A 17,378-nucleotide genomic window follows, 5' to 3' on the forward strand; every position below is an offset into this window, starting at 1 on the left:
GACCCTATGAAAGTTCAACCGTCCCGGCGGTGCGGGGTTCCGAGGTTACTGCGACTTGAGCGGGAAAGTTCTCGCCCCTCCAGCAATTGGTTAGCGCCTGAGCGGGCGACGCGGTTGCTTCCTCTCTCTCTGGCAGGTTTAGAAAGGCGCGCAGCTTTGCGATATGTACAGGCAGTTCTCGGACCGGGACGCGCTGCGGTTGCGGCACCTGCGCGGGCCAGCACCCCAAAGTGCCGCGCTGCACCTGATCAAGAAGGGTCGCTACATTCGGCAAACAGTCGTCGGCCAGATATTCCGTTCCGGCCAGCCGAATGCGCAGGGTATCCGCCATTCCGCCCGCCGCCCGTCCGACAAGCCTGCAAGAGGCTTCGACCCAGATGTCATCCGCGTGATGCACCCGAAGGCCCGCCGCCCGCGCGGCGCGGATGATCGCGCGGTCCTCGCCGCAGGGAATCGGGGCGAAGCCGCCGACGGCCTCATAGGCCGCGCGGGTAAAGCCAAGGCTGGCCCCCGGTGCTTCGCCGTGGCTGTTTTGCAGATCGGCGCAGTTGGGGGCATGGCGGGCGTAGAGTTCCAGCACCAAGCGGCGATAGGCGGACTCATTGGCCTCTAGGCCGGGGTCTTGCCACGCCAGACAGGCGGCTTCTTCGGGGTTCAGCGTGACCTTGCCACAAAGGGCATCGTAGCGGTGCAGGTGTTGAATGCTGCGGGCGACCCAATCGGGGCTGACGCGGCAATCGGCATCGGTGGTCAGGATCTGGCGCAGATGGGGCATCTGCTCCATGGCCACGGCGCAGCCCTTCCGCCGCGCCGCCCCGACCCCCATGCCGGGCGGAAAGGTGAGGTCGAGCACAGAAAGGTCGATGCCATGTCGCGCCGCCGCAAGCGTGGCAATCTTGGCGGTGTCGTCGTCGGTGTTGTTCACCACAAGGATCACGCGAATACGGTCATTGCACTGCGAGGCAAGAGCGCCCAGGCAGGCGCCGATCCGCTCCGCCTCATTTCGGGCGGGGATGATGATTGCGGTGTCCTTCCAGCGCTCGAAACTCATGCCCGCTCCCCCGGAAACGCGCGGTCGATGCGGTAGTTCTCGGTCTCACTCACGCAGGTGAATTCATGGGTGCTGAGCGCACGTGCAAAGCCCTTGAGCGCCTCTTCTCCCTGAAGCGGGTTCCCGGTGTCACCGCGCCAGGTCACACAGATGATCTCGGCCTGCGGCCAACGGGTCGCGATGTCGGAGGCCAGATGCTCCAGCCCCGGATGATCCAGAAAATAAAGCACCTCTGACAGGATCAGCAGATCAAAGTCACCCTCGGGCAGGGGGCCGGGATAGAAGCCTTGAATGAACCGCCCCTCAGGCACCGCTTGCCGCGCGGCGATGAGGGCGCTGGCCACGGCGTCCATCCCGGTATAACGCGCGCAAAGGTCAATCAGGTGCCGCGCCAATTGCCCATTGCCGCAGCCCAACTCAAAGGCCGAGCGGTAGCCATCTTGCGCAAGCGCCGCCCGTGTCGCCGCGAATTTGGCCTGCTCATAGGCGCTGTGCTCAAACCCCCAAGGATCGCTCGTCTCGGCATAAAGACCCTGAAGATGATCCAACCCCACGCCCATCACGGCATCCTCCAGAAAATCTCATCTTGCTGCGCGAAAAGGTCGATCATCGCACCGGGCAGGACAAACCCTTGGGGGTCGTCTTGCACGACCTGTCCAAGCTGGCTGCGATGCGCCCGGATCGCGGCAGTTTTGGCCCCACGGTAGGTGGCGGTGTCGAGGGTGAGGGGGGCGTAGCCTGCGGTCTTCGCTGCGAAGTTTGGATCGTCAAAACGGCTCCAGACCGGGTAGCTGTGGAAATGCAGATTGGGGCGCTGCGCCCGCAACGCCTCGGCCAGTTGTGCGGTTGTCTGATGATCGCAATGCTTGTCTTCGCGGGCGGGAACAAAGACGTGGCGCGCGGCTTGGCCGTCGATTGCCGCTGTCAGCGGGGGCAGGATGTCGGCAGCGGAAACCTCATGCAAACGGCTGTCAGGGTGGCCGAGCCACGTCAGGTCCGCCGCGCCGCCGCCGAGGATTTCAATCGCCTCAATCAGCTCGCCACGGCGCATTTCGGCCAATCGCTCCGGGGGCCATTCGCGAGAGGCGGGGTGGCTGGCGCTGCCATCGGTCACGCAGACAACATGCGCCCCGGCGCCTGCAAAGGCACGGGCCAAAAGGCCGCCGCAGCCAAGTGTTTCATCGTCCGGATGCGGTGCCAAGACCACGATCTTTTCACGGCCCGACAGGGCATCGGCCAGAGGCGCGTTGCGGCTCATCCAAAGACACCCCAAGTCGCTTTTTCACTGGAAAGTGCCTGGCCCGCGGCACGTTGCAGAAAGGCGTCCCGCGCTGCTTGGCGCAGGTAGACCGACAGGTCCCGCGCCATGCGGCCAGTCTCAGAAGAAGCCGTGAAATGCCGCAGGCCGAGGCTTTGCTCAACCGCTTTGATCGTGTCGAGGGCAACTTCCTCGGTGTAGAGCCGCGCCGCGATGGAGGTGCCGACGATGGTCTCTCCCTCGTGGTCGCCCACGCTGGCCTCGCCTGCGCGTTCGACCAGTGCCATCCCGGCCCAGACCCGCATCAAGACCTGCATCAGCCGCGCCAATTGGGCTTCGGCTTCAAGTCGGTCTATATCGCGCAGGGTGCTGGCCGCCGCATCGATCAACCCCGCGGCCGCGCCAGCCTGAAGCGCCGCGATCCGCCAGACCCCGCCGATGAAATGTGGCTCTTTCAGGTAGTCACCCGGGGCACCGATAAGGGCGTCCTCGCCCAAGGGCAGCCCGGAGAAATTATACGTCCCCGAGGCCGTGGCCCGCATCCCCAGCATGTCCCATTGCGTGGCATCGCCCCGTTTCGGGGCGGTCACATCGATCAGCGCAAGCTGCACCTGCGCGCCGGAATTGAGCGTGATAAGCGCGTGCGTGACGGTACCGAGACCAGAGGCGAAGATCTTCTCACCTTGCAACACCCCGCACTCGGCCGTTGTAGGCGTGCCGCCATTGGCCCCCCAAACCCCCAACAGTCCCCCGTCTTTGATCACCTGTTTTGCGTGTTCTGCCTGTGCCGGACTGCCGTAGAGCCGGATCAGGCGCAGCGCGTTAACGTGGCCTTCCCACAAACGCCCCACGCTAAGATTGGCCGCGCCGATTTGCATCAGCGCATGGGCGGTGCGCAGGGGGGAGGCAGCACCGTCTTCGAGCATCAGACCCGCGTCGCGCAGAATGTCGATGGAGGCGCTGATCGGTGCCGTGCCCGCCTCCTCATCCCGGGCCGCTTTGCGCAATGCGCTTCGGGCCGCTTGAGAAAGGACATCCGGTTGAGAACTGGGCGGAAAAGGATCGAAACGCGGCGCACTGTTCATGGCAGTTTCCGACAGCCGCTCACGGGTATCATCATCAGATCAAGCATCACGATTCAGCCCCCATTCATGAAACGGGCAGCCTGCGCGGTCGGTAGCACTGCCTTTGACAGTGCAACCGATCAACTTATGCCTTGGTTCCCCCTTACGTTGCAGCCGCGAGGGGGGAGCCGATTTCAGCCCTCAGGAATCTCGCCCATCACCTTGGGCACATGGTATCCCTTTCGCACTGCCTCGCGCGCGCGCAGCCGCTGGTACCACGCCCGGACATTGGGGTAATCGGCAAGGTCGATCTGCTGCCATTCATAGCGCGACACCCAAGGCCAGCAGGCCATATCGGCGATGGAGTATTCGCCGCAGATGTGATCACGCCCCTCAAGCTGTTTGTCGAGCACGCTGTAGAGGCGTTTGACCTCGGCGCCGAAGCGTTCTTCGGCATAGGCGGCCTTGCCGGGATTGAAATGCAGGAAATGATGCGCCTGCCCGGCCATGGGGCCAAAGCCGCCCATTTGCCACATCAACCATTGCATCACCTCGGCCCGCGCGGCCTGACCTTCGGGCAGAAAGCGGCCATATTTCTCAGCGAGGTAGACCATGATCGCGCCGGATTCCATCAAGCTCACCCCGGTGTCATGGTCCACGATGGCGGGGATTTTGTTGTTGGGGCTGATTTTGAGGAAGGCGGGACTGTGCTGCTCATCCTTGCCGATGTTGATGGAATGCACGTTATAGTCGATCCCCAATTCTTCCAGTAGGATCGAGACCTTGCGGCCGTTCGGGGTGGTCCATGTGTAAAGGTCAATCATCGCTTTGGTCCCATATGCAGATGCGCGGTTTAATTTCTTGCAATGTTAAGCAGGCAGTTTGCGGCGGGTCAACGTAAGGAACCGCGGGGGTGGCAGGAGGTTTGCTTGACAAGGCACCAATTTGCGGAGCGAAGATGCAGAAAAGTGATCCCCTATCGCAGCCCGACATCGCTGATCGCGCGAAATCCGTTTTGGAAAAGCTTTGCGCGCGGGACATCCATATCGCCACCGCCGAAAGCTGCACCGGCGGGCTGGTTGCCGCCCTTCTGACGGATATCGAAGGTTGCTCTCATGCGTTTGAGCGTGGTTTCGTCAGCTATACGGATCAGTCCAAACACCAGCTTTTGGGGGTCGACCGGGCGCTTTTGGACGCATGTGGCGCGGTCTCCCGCCCTGTGGCGATTGCGATGGCCGAAGGGGCAATGGCGCGCTCAGGTGCGCAGATCGCCGTCTCGACCACCGGATTTGCCGGACCGGGACGCCCCGAGGACGAAGAGGGGCTTGTGCATTTTGCGCTTGCACGCGAGGGATGTAACACGGTTCATCGGGCCGAGTCCTTTGGGGCCATTGGCCGCGATGCAATCCGGCAGCGATGCCTTGAAACGATATTGGATATGTTGGAAGAGAGCCTGATGTGAGCAAGAGCCAAGCCGCCGCCTTTACCGCCTACCACCGTCACGGCTTTGTCCGGGTGGCGACCTGTACACCCCATGTGCGGCCTGCTGATGTGGCCTTCAACCGCGATAGCCTGCTGGACGAAATGCGCCGCGCCGATGCGGCGCGTGTCGATCTGCTGGTCTGTCCCGAACTGTCGCTCTCGTCCTATGCCATTGACGATCTGCACATGCAGGATGCGCTGTTGAATGCGGTGGAAGAGGCGCTTGGCGCGCTTGTCGAAGCCAGTGCCGAGATGACCCCCGTGATCCTGCTCGGCGCGCCGCTGCGCCGGGAGGGGCGGCTGTACAACTGCGCCATCGCCATTTCGCGCGGGCAGGTGCTGGGCGTTGTGCCGAAGTCTTATCTGCCGAATTACCGTGAGTTCTATGAGAAACGCTGGTTCGCCCATGGCCGGGACACCGGGGGAGAGATCACCGTCGCGGGCCGCCGGGTGCCCTTCGGGGATGATCTGATTTTTGAAGCGACAGACCTGCCCGGCCTGATCTTCCATGCCGAGATCTGCGAAGACCTCTGGACGCCCGCGCCGCCCTCGTCGGAGGCCGCACTTGGGGGGGCGCTGATCCTTGCCAACCTTTCGGCCTCCAACATCGTGATCGGGAAATCCTCTGACCGCCATCTGCTGTGCCGGTCGCAATCCATGCGCGCCTTTGCGGCCTATGTCTATTCCGCCGCCGGACCGGGAGAAAGCACAACCGATCTGGCTTGGGACGGACAGGGGATGATCCATGAGTTGGGCGACCTTTTGGCGGAATCCACCCGCTTCTCGCTTGAGCCGGAACTGACCATCGCTGATGTGGATTGCGGGCGCATCCAGTCCGAGCGGATGCGGACGGGCAGTTTCCACGACGCCGCGCGGCACCACGCGCCAGAGTTTCGCCGGGTGACCTTCGCCCATCAACCGCACTATGAGAACGCCGGGTTGATCCGCCCGCTGCGCCGTTTCCCCTATGTGCCGAACCGCGAGAGCCACCTCGACCAAGACTGCTACGAGGCATTCAACATTCAGGTCGAAGGGCTGCGCCGCCGGTTTGACGCGACCAAGGGCAAGACCATGGTGATCGGCATTTCCGGCGGGCTGGATTCGACCCATGCGCTGATCGTGGCGGCCAAAGCCTGTGACCGTATGGGCATCCCGCGCGACCGTATTCTTGGGTTCACCATGCCCGGCTTTGCCACCTCCGAAGGGACCAAGTCCAACGCTTGGAAGCTGATGAAGGCGATAGGCATCACTGCTGATGAGATCGACATCCGCCCCGCCGCGCGGCAGATGCTTGAGGATATGGATCACCCCTTTTCAGACGGGGAGCCGGTCTATGACATCACCTTTGAAAACGTGCAGGCCGGGCTGCGCACCGATTACCTTTTCCGGCTGGCCAACCAGCGGCAGGGCTTCGTCATCGGCACTGGCGATCTGAGTGAGCTGGCGCTTGGCTGGTGCACCTACGGCGTCGGCGACCAGATGAGCCATTACGCGGTGAACACCGGCGTGCCGAAGACTCTGATCCAGTATCTGATCCGTTGGGCCACCCGCTCGGGCCAGTTCGACGCAGAGACGGACGGGGTGCTGCAAGCCATTCTGGACACCGAAATCTCTCCCGAATTGGTGCCCGCAGGCGAAGATGAAGAGATCCAAAGCACCGAGGCGATGATCGGCCCCTATGAGCTGAACGACTTCTTTCTCTTTCACACCATGCGCTATGGGCTTGCGCCGTCAAAGGTGGCCTTTCTGGCGTGGCACGCATGGCACGACATCGAAGAAGGGCGCTGGCCCGAAGGCTTCCCGCAGGCCAAACGCAACGCCTATGACTTGGAAACCATCCGCCATTGGCTCGAAAAATTCCTGCACCGTTTCTTTGCCACCAGCCAGTTCAAACGCTCGGCCTTGCCGAATGGGCCCAAGGTCAGCGCCGGGGGCGCGTTGTCGCCGCGCGGTGACTGGCGCGCGCCTTCGGATAGTGTCGCAACCCCGTGGTTGGAAGAGTTGCGCAGCAACGTGCCGGAAAGCTGGCCGAAAGGCTGAGCCGCGCTATTCCTCGCGGCTCAACTCACCTTCGACAAAGTTCGGGGTCAGCGGCGGTGCCGCGTGACGCTCTTGGGTTTCGGGATCGCTGCGCAGGGTCATGCGCAGCAGCCCCCATGCCACAATAATAAGTTGAAAGCCGCCTAGCGCCAGCGGCAGGCCGCGCGGCCCCAATGTATCCAGCAGCACACCCGCCAGCAGCGGGCCGATTGCCGCGCCAATCCCCTGCATCAACACCAAACCGCCCGAAACGGCCACCACCGCCGAGCCGGGGGCGCGGTCGTTGACATGGGCGATCACGATGGACTGCGCGGGCAGGACCAGCCCGCCGATGGCGAACCCCAGAACCAGCAGCATCGTCCCCGTCGGCGCCGGGATCGGCAGGGTCAGCAACATCAAGGCGCTGCCTGCGGCGGCTAGCCCCACGCCAAGACCGCGGCGGCTCATCCGGTCGGACATCCAACCCAGCGGGAACTGAAGCACCAAGCCGCCGATCGTAAAGGCCGCGATCAGCAGGGCGATGCGGGACTGCGTGTATCCCATTTCCTGAGCAAAGAGTGGTGCCAGCCCGTAGAATGTCCCGATGGAGGCCCCGACCAGCCCCGCGGCCACCGCGCCATAGGGCGACAGGCCCCAAAGGCGGCGCAGCGAAGGCGGCTCTTGCGCGCCCTCAGAGCGCGGCCCTTCCACGCGGCTCAGCGAAATCGGCACCAGCGACAGCGACATGACGATCGAGACGAGCACGAAGAGGATGAACTCAGCCGGATCCCCAAGGTTAAGGAGGAACTGCCCCGCCGCCCCCGATGCCATGCCGACCATGCCATAAACCGCCAGCAACTTGCCCCGCTGCGCGGAACTGACCGACGCATTGAGCCAGCTTTCCGTGACGATGATCAGCCCGGCAAAGGCGAAACCCGTCAGGCAGCGCACCGCGATCCAGACCCAAGGGTCGACAAAGGCCAAATGCATCAGCGCCGCCGCAGAGGCGACAGAGGCGAGCGCGGCAAAGGTGCGGATGTGCCCCACGCCGCTGATCAGCCGCGGCGCGACGAAAGACCCAATGCTCAGCCCCGCGAAAAAGCCCGACATGATCAGGCCGGTGGTCGCCCCGCCAAACCCCTCAAGCCCCGCGCGCACGGCCAAAAGCGTGCCTTGCAGCCCGTTGCTCATCTGCAAAAGCGAGAAGCCCAGTAGCAGTGTCGCCAGTGGTAGAACCGTCGCGCGCATGATGTCCCCTTTGGTCTTTTGTCTGGCCTTGGCCCCGGTGATTGCCTGGCCTTTGGGCCGGAATATGTGCGGCGGCAATCGAATTTCTAGTAATCAACCCCCGCGCCCTTTCACCGGGCTGGGTTCCGCGCCATAGTGGTAACAGCCAGCGGCCCCGTCAGGGAATGCCCGGCCATTGATCAAGCAGATTTGACGTGCCTTTTTCGGGGGGATGCTCAATTATGCGCCTTGTAAAACAATTTGAAAGCGCATCCCTGTGAAATCCCTGCGCCAATTTTTCGTATTTTTGCTGGTTCTCATTGCTGGTCTTTACATGATGTTGACCTTCGTCCCCGCCTCCCGCCCCTATGTGGCTGAGACGGGTCTGCTCGATCTTTTGGGGATCGAGGTCGCATCGCAAGAGCCGGGGTCGTCAGGCCGCGGTTGGGGTGGCGGCGGGCCCTCGCTGGTTGTCACGGCAGCGGTCAGCCAAGAGACCTTGGCCGACCGGATCACCGCCATCGGCGACGGGCGCGCGCGCCGCTCGGTCACGCTGCGCTCCAACGCCGTGGGGGTCATCACCGATCTCAACCTGCCCGCCGGACAGTTGATCGAGGCGGGCACCGTGGTCGCCCTGCTTGAGAATGAGGCCGAGCAGATTGCCCTGAAACAAGCCGAATTGCAGCTCGAAAACGCCCGGACCGAGCAAGACCGGGTGAAGCGGTTGCAAAACACCGGCGCCGTCAGCGAAGTGCGCCTACGCGAGACGGAGTTGGCCCTGCAAAGCGCCGAACTTGCGCTCAGCCAAGCGCAGTTTGATCTGTCGCAACGCCGCATCCTCGCGCCGATCTCGGGCTGGGTGGGGATCACCGACATCGAAGTAGGCGACCGGGTGAATGCGCAGGATCAACTGGCCACCATCACCGACCGCAGCGAGATCCTGATCGATTTCCGCGTGCCCGAGCGGGTGGTGGGCAAGCTGGACCTTGGCAAAGAAATCACGGTCACCCCGCTTGGGATGCGTGATTTGACGCTGACGGGCGAGGTCAGCGCCATCGACAGCGTGATCGACCGCGCCAGCCGCACGCTTTTGGTCCAAGGCCGGGTGCCGAACGCAGACGACCAGTTGCGCGCGGGCATGGCCTTTTCGGTCAGCCTTACCTTTGTCGGCGACCCTTTCTTGGCGATCCCGCCGCTCGCGGTGCAATGGTCCTCGGACGGGCCATTTGTCTGGACGGTGCGGGAGGGCAAGGCGCATCAAGTCGCGGTCGAAATCGCGCAGCGCAACAGCAATTCCGTTCTTGTCCTGTCGGAGGGCCTGACCGCCGAAGATGTGGTGGTGACCGAAGGCGTGCAAACCCTGCGCGAAGGTGGAGAGGTGCGCGAGACAAACCGCTCGGGCCGTGCTCAATCGGGTGCCGCCATCTCTGAAAAGACAACCCTATGAGCGCCCCGCCCTCTGATGAAGGCGCCCCGCCGCCTGCCACCGCGTCGGGCACAGCGCTTTTCGTACGGCGGCCTATCCTCGCCTTTGTGCTGAACGCGCTGATCGTGCTGGCGGGGATTGCCGCGCTTTTTGGCGCCGAGGTGCGTGAGCTTCCCAATGTCGACCGGCCCGTCGTTACCGTCACCACGACATTCTCGGGCGCGTCCCCGGAATCCGTTGATCAGGAATTGACGGGGCGGATCGAAGGGGCGGTGGGCCGCGTCTCGGGTGTGCGGGCGATTTCTTCAAACTCTCGCTTTGGGCGCAGCCGGGTCACGCTTGAGTTCAACGACAGCACGGATATCGACGTGGCTGCGACCGATGTGCGCGACGCGGTGGCGCGGATCGTGAACCAACTGCCCGAGGGTTCCGAACAGCCGCAGATCGTTAAAGCCGACGCCAACGCCCAGCCGGTGATGCGTATCGCCGTGACCTCCATGGGCCGCTCGCCTCAAGAGTTGACCAAACTGGTGCAGGACCGCGTCGAAGACCGGCTGATCTCGGTCAACGGGGTGGCGGATTTGCAGGTCTATGGCGACCGCGAACCGTTTTTCCGCGTCGATATTGATCAGTTGGAACTGGCCAGCCGGGGCCTGACCTTGGGCGACATCCAGCGCGCCTTGGCCGATGTCGCCTATGACACGCCTGCGGGTGATCTGGCCGGGGACCGGCAGTCGATCAACGTGCGCACCACCGCCAGTGTCGCGACCACGCAGGCCTTTGAGGCGATGGAGATCAAAGAGAATGTCCGGCTCGGCGATGTGGCCACCGTGACGCTCGGCCCCGCCGATGGTGAGACGATCCTGCGGGCCAATGGGCAGTTGGGTCTGGGCATCGGCATCATCCGACAGGCGACCTCGAACACGCTTGAGATTTCGCGCGATGTGCGCGCCGTGGTGGCAGAGTTGAACGAGACGTTGCCCCAAGACGTGCGGATTTTCGTGACCTCGGATGATGCGACCTTTATCTCTGGCTCGATCCGCGAGGTGCTGTCGACGCTGGCCTTTGCCGTGGGCATCGTGGTGGCGGTGATCTTTATCTTCCTGCGCGATTTCCGCGCCACGCTGATCCCGGCGCTGACCCTACCCGTGGCGCTGATCGGCACTTTGGCGGCGATCTATCTGGTCGGGTTTTCGATCAACATCCTGACCCTTTTGGCACTGGTTCTGGCCACTGGCATGGTCGTGGATGATGCGATTGTGGTGCTAGAGAACATCGTGCGCCAGCGCGCGGCGGGGATGGGGCCTCGGGCGGCGGCGGTGCTGGGCACTTCGCAGGTGTTCTTTGCCGTGGTCACCACCACGGCCACGCTGGCGGCGGTCTTTATCCCGCTGTCGTTCCTGCCCGGTCAGGCGGGCGGGCTGTTTCGGGAGTTTGGCTTTACCCTCGCCATCGCGGTGATGCTGTCCTCGGTGGTGGCGCTGAGCCTTTGTCCGGTGCTGGCCAGCCGTCTGCTGACCAAACCAGTGGCAGAAAACCCGCGCGGCCCTGTCGTGGCGCTTGGCAATGCGTTGTTTCGGCTCTACGCCGCGACCCTCAAAGGGGCGCTGGCGATGCCCTATGTCGTGGTGCTGATCGCGGCCTTTGTGGCGTTGACGGCAGTGCTGGTGGCGGGCGAAATTCGCCAAGAGTTGACCCCGCGCGAAGATCGCGCTGTGGCCTTGCTCAGTGTCTCGGCCCCGCAGGGCGTCTCGCTCGATTACACCCAAGCCAAGATGCGCGAGATCGAAGACTTGATCACCCCGCTGCAAGAGGCGGGAGAGGTGACGAACATCTTCTCCATCACCGGGTTTGGCGCGGATAATCGCGGGTTCATGGTCTTCACCCTTGCCGGATGGGAAGACCGCGCGCGCAGCCAAGATGAGATCGTGGGGCAGATCAACGGCAAGCTGCGCGGCATCGTCGGCGTGCGGGCTTTTGCGATCCAGCCCAACTCCCTCGGTATTCGCGGCGCGGGGCGGGGGCTGTCTTTCGCGATCACGGGCAACAATTATGAGCAACTGTCGCAGGTCGCGCAGGCCATGGTGGACCGGCTGAGCACGAACCCCGCGATGGGCCAAGTGCGGCTGGAATATGAGCGCACGCAGCCGCAGCTTTTCGTGCAGATCGACCGGACGCTCGCGGCTGATTTGGGCGTCGACATCACCGGGCTGGGCCAAGCCTTGCAAGCCATGCTCGATGGGCGCGAGGTGGCATCGGTCTTTATCGACGACACCAGCTACGGCGTGCAGATGTTGTCGACCTCGGACCCGGTGAACGACCCGCGCGACCTTGAGAACGTCTTTGTTCAGTCGGGCAACGGGCAGATGATTTCGCTGGCAAGTTTTGTCACCCTCGAAGAACGTGCGGTCGCCCCTGAGCTGGACCGGGAGGGGCAGAACCGCTCGGTCGAGATCTCAGCCGGGCTGACGCCGGGCCTGTCGCTGGGCGATGCACTGGCGCAGGTGCGGACGGTCGGCCAAGAGGTGCTGGACGACGAAAACCTGATCGTCCCCTTGGCCGAAGCCGCCGCATTGGATCAAACCAGTTCCGGGCTGTTCGTGACCTTCGGCTTTGCGATCCTTGTGGTTTTCCTTGTCCTCGCTGCGCAGTTCGAGAGTTTCGTCTCTGCCATCGTGGTGATGGCCACGGTGCCATTGGGCCTTGCCTGCGCGATTTTCGCGCTGCTGATGACGGGGCAAAGTCTGAACGTCTATAGCCAGATCGGGCTGGTCATGCTGATCGGGATCATGGCCAAAAACGGAATTTTGATCGTCGAATTTGCCAACCAGTTGCGCGATAAGGGGGCGGATATTCACGATGCGATCTTCGGGGCCTCTACCATCCGTCTGCGCCCGGTGATGATGACGATGACCTCGACCGTGCTGGGGGGCGTGCCGCTGATCCTGTCCTCGGGCGCGGGGGCCGAGGCGCGCGAGGCGCTCGGCTGGGTGATTGTCGGCGGCTTGGGCATGGCCACGCTTTCGACGCTCTATCTTACGCCCGTCGCCTATTTCTTGCTGGCACGTTTCACCACGCCCAAAGCCGCCGAAGAAGCCCGCCTTCAGGCCGAATTGTCAGAGGCGCAATTGGTCTGAGCGGCCGTTGCCGCCGATATTTCTGCGCCCATGCAACTTCCGACCGCACTGGGCGTTTAGCCATGTAGGATCGAACCGAAAGGGACAGACACGTGCGTGGCGATTTGGATTTAGCGAAGGCGGACCAGCAGCATCCGACTGACGCGGCAACGCGCCAGAGCCTGTTTACCGATAAGTCCACATGGCGCGTCGCGCGGGCCGAGCGATTTGGCCTTGTGGTCGATGCGGCGGATTACTTCCGTGTCTTGCGCAAGATCTTTCTCGGGGCGCGGCAGCAGTTGATGCTGATCGGTTGGGATTTCGACTTTGAACTTGAGATGCTGCCGGGCGAAAGCGATGAGGACGGCAATGCGCCGGATGGCTATCCCAATCAACTCGGCGCCTTCGTAGAGGCGGTGGTCGAGCGGACGCCGGAGTTGCATGTCTACCTGCTGAAATGGAACGGGGCCGTGCTGGCCGCGCCGGGGCGGCTGGTTCCTTCGCTGGCGCTGAGCTTGTTTGGCGGTGACCGGATCCATTTCGCTTTGGACGGGCATCACCCCTTTGGCGCCTGCCACCACCAGAAGATCGTCGTGGCCGATGACGCCTTGGCCTTTTGCGGCGGCATCGACGCGACCGAAGACCGTTGGGACACGCCCGATCACCTGCCGCATGATCCGCGCCGGGTGCGCAAAGATGGCTCTCCCTCCGACCCATGGCACGATGCCACCTCGGCGATGTCCGGCCCTGCCGCTGCGGCCTTGGGCGAACTGTCGCGCCGGCGTTGGTTGCGGGCCACGGAGGATGAGATCGCGCAGCCCAAGGGCGCGCCGAAGTTTGAATGGCCCAACGACCTGCCGGTGGATGCCGAAGACATTGATGTGGGGATCGCCCGGACCGAGCCGCCTTTCGACGAAGAGCCGCTGATCAATGAGATCGAACACCTCTACCTCACCGGGATCAGATCGGCCCGCGACTATATCTATATTGAATCGCAGTACCTCGCTGCAGACTCGGTCTGTGATGCGCTCAAAGCGCGTTTGGCCGAAGAGGGCGGGCCCGAGATCGTTATCATCAACCCGCGCGATGCGGAATCGCAGCTGGAAGATGACGCCATGCATGTCCTGCGTGAACGGCTGGTCGAAGACTTAAAGCGGGCGGATCACCAAAACCGCTTCCGCATCTACTTCCCCGTCACCGACGAGGGAGAGCCGATCTATGTGCATGCGAAGATCATGATCATCGACGACCATCTGCTGCGTCTCGGCTCCAGCAACCTCAACAACCGCTCCATGGGGTTTGACACCGAATGCGACGTGGCGATCGAGCGCCCCGCGCAGGTAATCGAAGGGTTCAGGACCCGCCTCATCGCCGAGCACTTGGGCCTGCCGCCCGCCCGTGTGGCCGAGGTGATGGCCGAAAAGGGGTCGATAATCGGGGCGATTGAAACCCTGAACCGCAAGAAAGGTCGCGGCCTGCGTGCCGTGTTCCGGGGCAGCGAAACGGTTGTCGGCGGCTTTCTGGCAAACACCCGGCTGCTTGACCCGCGCTATCATCCCGGAGAGGGCACCACGACCGGGCGCGGCATTCGCCCGCGTCACATGGCGTTGATCGCGGGGGGGCTGGGCCTTGCATGGCTGGCATGGCGCAAATGGGGCCGCCGCGATCCCGAGGTCTAAGGTCTGGGCTCAGCGGCAGGTGCCGCGAAACGCGCGTTATCTTGCACAGGGTTACGCTCTGCCGGTGCCGCTGGCGCGGTGAGCACGCGCCGCGAGGTCTCAGCAGTCCAAGCGATCCCATAGAGGGCCGCCGTTCCCACCGCAGGCAGCACCCATGGCATCCAAGCTGCCTCGGGCCGTGCCATCATCACCGCCTGACAGACCAGTGCGAGCACCGTGCCGCTGGCAAAGATCAACAGCCCATGCCGACCAATCAGCCGGAAGGGGCTCGCCATCTGATGTCCAGAGAGGCGGGTCACGCTTGGCAATTGCGACAGAAAATATCCCAAAGCCAGAATATGGATAAACCGCGGGGCGGAGAGATAGGTCTTGTCATGCGAGGTGATGTTGAAGGGCACCCCGGCTTCGCGCATGTGATGCATCTGTAGGTTCAGGAATTTGCCCAAGCCTGGCACATAGCGCCATGCCAGCACCCCAAGCAACACCGCGACGGACAGCCAAAACAGCGCTTTCGACGCGGGAAAGAACCGATAGCCCTGCCGTTGGCTGAGCCCAACCAGCAGGCCGCAGACAAAGATCGCCTGCCACGCAAAAGGGTTAAAGAACCAGCCGCCCGGATTGGGGTAGTTCGGCAGGTTCAGTCGGAAAACGCCGGTCAGCAGCCAAAGGGTCAGCGACAGCGCCAAAAGCAGCCGCGGCCAGCGCAGCCCCAGCATGATCGCCGCAGGGGCACAGACCAGCAGGACCGAATAGGCAGGCAGGATGTTCACATAGCCAAACTGATGCGTCAAAAGCGGTATCCCAATCACGGATTGGGTCGGGTTTTGAAAAACTTGCCGCATGTTGATCTTGGTCAGAAACTCGGCCTCTGTCGTGATCTGGAAAGCGGCGGCAAAGATGCCCAGAGCCACGGCCGAGAGCATGATCTGCACGAGATAGAGCGACCATGCCCGCTTCCACAGGGGGGCGACCGCGCGCCAGAGGCCATGCCGCAGGCGGTCTCTCTCAATGAACCGGGGCGTATAGGCCAATCCCGCCGCGATGCCCGACATCAAAAAGAACGCCTCTGCAGCGTCGGCAAAGCCTAGGTTGCGGATGGTCAGAGCTTCATAGGGGTTGCCGGGGACGTGGTTGATGAAAATCATCACCAACGCCAAACCGCGAAACACATCGATGCGCGGGTCGCGGGCAGGTTTGGCCGTGGGGGCAGAGCCGAGCGATCTCGCCGCAGGCGACAGCCCGGTGCTAGGCTGGGGCATGGGTCAGGTCCGCCGCTTTGGGTTTCGCCATCAGATGTTCGTCATTCCACGTCAGCCGCCAGACATCGCAGATACTGTCGTATTCCGCGACGACATCCAGCGGTGCCGCATCCTCTGGCACGGCAAAGAGCGTCCGAGGCAGGGGGCGGGAGGTCCATGCGATAAGCAGCGGGGCCAACAGCATCGGAACCGCCACGGGCAGCAGCCAGATCGTCAGGTCAGGCGCGACCCATTGCACCGCCGCGATGATCGCCGCGCCGATGAAAACGATCCACCGGCCCGCCGCCCAGCCATCCGCCAAGCTCAACCGGCCTTCGTTGCGTTGGTTGGCAGGCCAGCCCCCGTCTTGGCCCGAGAGCACCTGCAACACCGCGCGGCTGTGATAGAGCAGCATCAAGGGGGCCAAAAGCGTGGTCAGCACGATCTCGGTCAGAACCGAGAGCGACATGCGCAGGCTGTGGCCAAAGTCGCGTGCGCGTTTGGTCAGGGTCGCGTGCAGCAGGATCAGCAGCTTCGGCACCACCAGCAGACCCAAAACGCCCAAGGCCAGCAGCGTGATCTCGCGCGTGCTGGTGTCGGGGAAGACGGGGAAAAGCTGATAGGGGCCGGGGAAATACTCAGGCGGCGGCGCGTAAAGCGTGCTGATGGCCGAGGTGATCAGAAACGCCGCCCAAAGAAGCGAGACGACATAGGCGGTGACGTTCTGCAAAAAGACAAACCGGCTCCAGCCCGTCAGCCCGGGGGCAAAGATCAGCCGCGCATGTTGCAGGTTGCCTTGGCACCAACGCCGCTCTCGCCGCGCAAAGGACAGGACATTCTCAGGGCCTTCTTCGAAAGAGCCGCCCAAGGTTTCATCCACCTCGACCTTCCAACCGGCGCGAGCAAGCAACGCCGCCTCGACATAATCGTGGCTGAGGATATGCCCGCCCAAGGGCGGGGGGCCGGAAAGCTCGGGCAGCCCACAGCTTTCGGCGAAGGCGGGGACGCGAATGATTGCGTTATGGCCCCAGAACGGCCCCGTCGGGCCCTGCATACGGGCAAGGCCACGGGTGAAGATCGGGCCATGAAACCACGAAGCGAATTGCAGTGCCCGGCCAAAGAAAGACCGCGCGCCGATGATCTTGGGCAGGGTCTGTAGCAGCCCCAGTTGCGGATCGGCTTGCATCCGCGCGATCATGGCGCGGATCGTCTCGCCCTCCATCAGACTGTCGGCGTCAAGGATCATCGCAAGGTCATAGGCCCCGCCGGAGCTGCGAATGAACTCTTCGATATTGCCCGCCTTGCGGCCCGCATTGTCGCGCCGTCTGCGGTAGAAAATACGCCCTTGGCCATCTGTCTCGCGCAGCAATCGGGCAAAGGCGAATTGCTCTTTCCCGGCGAGTGCGTCATCGCGCGTGTCCGACAGAACGACGAAATCCGCCATCACACCGGCCCGGGTGACAGAACGGTCAATGGCGGCAATGCGGGCAAAAGTGGTCAGCGGGTCTTCGTTGCAGATGGGTACCGCGATCACGGTGCGCGGCTGCGGCGCGTCCAGCGCGGGGCGGGGAGCCGTTGATCTGCCGCCGAAAAGCCCGATCAGCGCCAATGACGCCCCCCAAGCCAGCCAAGCCGTGGTCGCGAAAACGAGCAGGGCGCGGATGCCGTCCCACCCGCTGAACCCGTCGCGCGCCGCCGCCTCGGCCAAAAGCATTGACGCAAGGGCCGCACAGCCGAGAGACAAAAAGACGGCGACCGCCCGTGCAAAACGGGTCGCCCCGTCCGCCGCAAGCTGCCTTTGCTGAAGTGTCATTGAAC

At 63.2% G+C, this 17,378-nt stretch carries 13 protein-coding genes; 5 read left to right on the top strand and 8 right to left on the bottom strand.

The window, feature by feature from the left end:
• Nucleotides 1-4 precede the first annotated feature (4 nt).
• The 5 genes from T8A63_RS18295 to T8A63_RS18315 form a co-directional block, all read right to left on the bottom strand.
• Nucleotides 5-1,051, bottom strand: a complete 1,047-nt coding sequence (locus tag T8A63_RS18295) for a glycosyltransferase family A protein (RefSeq protein ID WP_322346033.1) — start codon at nt 1,049-1,051, stop codon at nt 5-7.
• Nucleotides 1,048-1,611, bottom strand: a complete 564-nt coding sequence (locus T8A63_RS18300; RefSeq protein ID WP_067628818.1) for a class I SAM-dependent methyltransferase — start codon at nt 1,609-1,611, stop codon at nt 1,048-1,050. The genes T8A63_RS18295 and T8A63_RS18300 overlap by 4 nt, the downstream gene beginning before the upstream one ends.
• Complete coding sequence (locus tag T8A63_RS18305; RefSeq protein ID WP_322346037.1) at nt 1,611-2,309, bottom strand: PIG-L family deacetylase; 699 nt, start codon at nt 2,307-2,309, stop codon at nt 1,611-1,613. Before T8A63_RS18305 ends, T8A63_RS18300 begins: the two co-directional genes overlap by 1 nt.
• Entirely contained in the window at nt 2,306-3,394 is a 1,089-nt protein-coding gene (locus T8A63_RS18310) for an acyl-CoA dehydrogenase (RefSeq protein ID WP_322346038.1), read from the bottom strand. Before T8A63_RS18310 ends, T8A63_RS18305 begins: the two co-directional genes overlap by 4 nt.
• Nucleotides 3,395-3,567: 173 nt before the next feature.
• Nucleotides 3,568-4,197, bottom strand: a complete 630-nt coding sequence (locus T8A63_RS18315; protein ID WP_322346040.1) for a glutathione S-transferase family protein — start codon at nt 4,195-4,197, stop codon at nt 3,568-3,570.
• Nucleotides 4,198-4,331: 134 nt separating this feature from the next.
• Here T8A63_RS18315 and T8A63_RS18320 point away from each other — a divergent pair, with 134 nt between their 5' ends.
• Nucleotides 4,332-4,835, top strand: coding sequence for a CinA family protein (locus T8A63_RS18320; protein WP_300052978.1), 504 nt, complete (start codon nt 4,332-4,334; stop codon nt 4,833-4,835).
• The gene (locus T8A63_RS18325) at nt 4,832-6,895 is read left to right on the top strand and encodes an NAD(+) synthase (protein WP_322346042.1); all 2,064 of its coding nucleotides are present in this window, start codon (nt 4,832-4,834) and stop codon (nt 6,893-6,895) included. The genes T8A63_RS18320 and T8A63_RS18325 overlap by 4 nt, the downstream gene beginning before the upstream one ends.
• 6 nt (nt 6,896-6,901) lie before the next feature.
• On the opposite strand, the gene T8A63_RS18330 is transcribed toward T8A63_RS18325, so the two are convergent.
• Complete coding sequence (locus tag T8A63_RS18330) at nt 6,902-8,122, bottom strand: MFS transporter (protein ID WP_067916452.1); 1,221 nt, start codon at nt 8,120-8,122, stop codon at nt 6,902-6,904.
• Between the two features lie 313 nt (nt 8,123-8,435).
• Here T8A63_RS18330 and T8A63_RS18335 point away from each other — a divergent pair, with 313 nt between their 5' ends.
• The 3 genes from T8A63_RS18335 to T8A63_RS18345 all read left to right on the top strand — a co-directional run bounded on the left by T8A63_RS18335 (nt 8,436) and on the right by T8A63_RS18345 (nt 14,322).
• Nucleotides 8,436-9,548 carry an efflux RND transporter periplasmic adaptor subunit gene (locus T8A63_RS18335; protein WP_300052969.1) on the top strand — a complete coding sequence of 371 codons (1,113 nt, stop codon included), beginning with the start codon at nt 8,436-8,438 and terminating at the stop codon, nt 9,546-9,548.
• Entirely contained in the window at nt 9,545-12,664 is a 3,120-nt protein-coding gene (locus tag T8A63_RS18340) for an efflux RND transporter permease subunit (RefSeq protein ID WP_322346044.1), read from the top strand. Before T8A63_RS18335 ends, T8A63_RS18340 begins: the two co-directional genes overlap by 4 nt.
• 92 nt (nt 12,665-12,756) lie before the next feature.
• Nucleotides 12,757-14,322 (top strand): phospholipase D-like domain-containing protein, encoded by a 1,566-nt coding sequence (locus T8A63_RS18345; RefSeq protein ID WP_322346046.1) that lies wholly within the window; start codon nt 12,757-12,759, stop codon nt 14,320-14,322.
• Here T8A63_RS18345 and T8A63_RS18350 read toward each other — a convergent pair.
• A complete protein-coding gene (locus T8A63_RS18350; protein WP_322346047.1) occupies nt 14,319-15,581 on the bottom strand; it encodes an OpgC domain-containing protein in 1,263 nt (420 codons plus the stop codon). The genes T8A63_RS18345 and T8A63_RS18350 overlap by 4 nt on opposite strands.
• Entirely contained in the window at nt 15,568-17,373 is a 1,806-nt protein-coding gene (mdoH, locus tag T8A63_RS18355; RefSeq protein ID WP_322346049.1) for a glucans biosynthesis glucosyltransferase MdoH, read from the bottom strand. Before mdoH ends, T8A63_RS18350 begins: the two co-directional genes overlap by 14 nt.
• Nucleotides 17,374-17,378 lie beyond the last annotated feature (5 nt).

The sequence above is a fragment of the Sulfitobacter sp. OXR-159 genome (genome assembly GCF_034377145.1).
Lineage (GTDB): Bacteria > Pseudomonadota > Alphaproteobacteria > Rhodobacterales > Rhodobacteraceae > Sulfitobacter.

Excerpts from the sequence above, each read along its gene's own strand:
- T8A63_RS18350 (WP_322346047.1), bottom strand. The coding sequence starts at position 15,581 with ATGCCCCAGCCTAGCACCGGGCTGTCGCCTGCGGCGAGATCGCTCGGC.
- T8A63_RS18335 (WP_300052969.1), top strand. The coding sequence starts at position 8,436 with ATGATGTTGACCTTCGTCCCCGCCTCCCGCCCCTATGTGGCTGAGACG.
- T8A63_RS18310 (WP_322346038.1), bottom strand. The coding sequence starts at position 3,394 with ATGAACAGTGCGCCGCGTTTCGATCCTTTTCCGCCCAGTTCTCAACCG.
- T8A63_RS18295 (WP_322346033.1), bottom strand. The coding sequence starts at position 1,051 with ATGAGTTTCGAGCGCTGGAAGGACACCGCAATCATCATCCCCGCCCGA.
- T8A63_RS18340 (WP_322346044.1), top strand. The coding sequence starts at position 9,545 with ATGAGCGCCCCGCCCTCTGATGAAGGCGCCCCGCCGCCTGCCACCGCG.
- mdoH (WP_322346049.1), bottom strand. The coding sequence starts at position 17,373 with ATGACACTTCAGCAAAGGCAGCTTGCGGCGGACGGGGCGACCCGTTTT.
- T8A63_RS18330 (WP_067916452.1), bottom strand. The coding sequence starts at position 8,122 with ATGCGCGCGACGGTTCTACCACTGGCGACACTGCTACTGGGCTTCTCG.
- T8A63_RS18305 (WP_322346037.1), bottom strand. The coding sequence starts at position 2,309 with ATGAGCCGCAACGCGCCTCTGGCCGATGCCCTGTCGGGCCGTGAAAAG.
- T8A63_RS18320 (WP_300052978.1), top strand. The coding sequence starts at position 4,332 with ATGCAGAAAAGTGATCCCCTATCGCAGCCCGACATCGCTGATCGCGCG.
- T8A63_RS18300 (WP_067628818.1), bottom strand. The coding sequence starts at position 1,611 with ATGGGCGTGGGGTTGGATCATCTTCAGGGTCTTTATGCCGAGACGAGC.
- T8A63_RS18315 (WP_322346040.1), bottom strand. The coding sequence starts at position 4,197 with ATGATTGACCTTTACACATGGACCACCCCGAACGGCCGCAAGGTCTCG.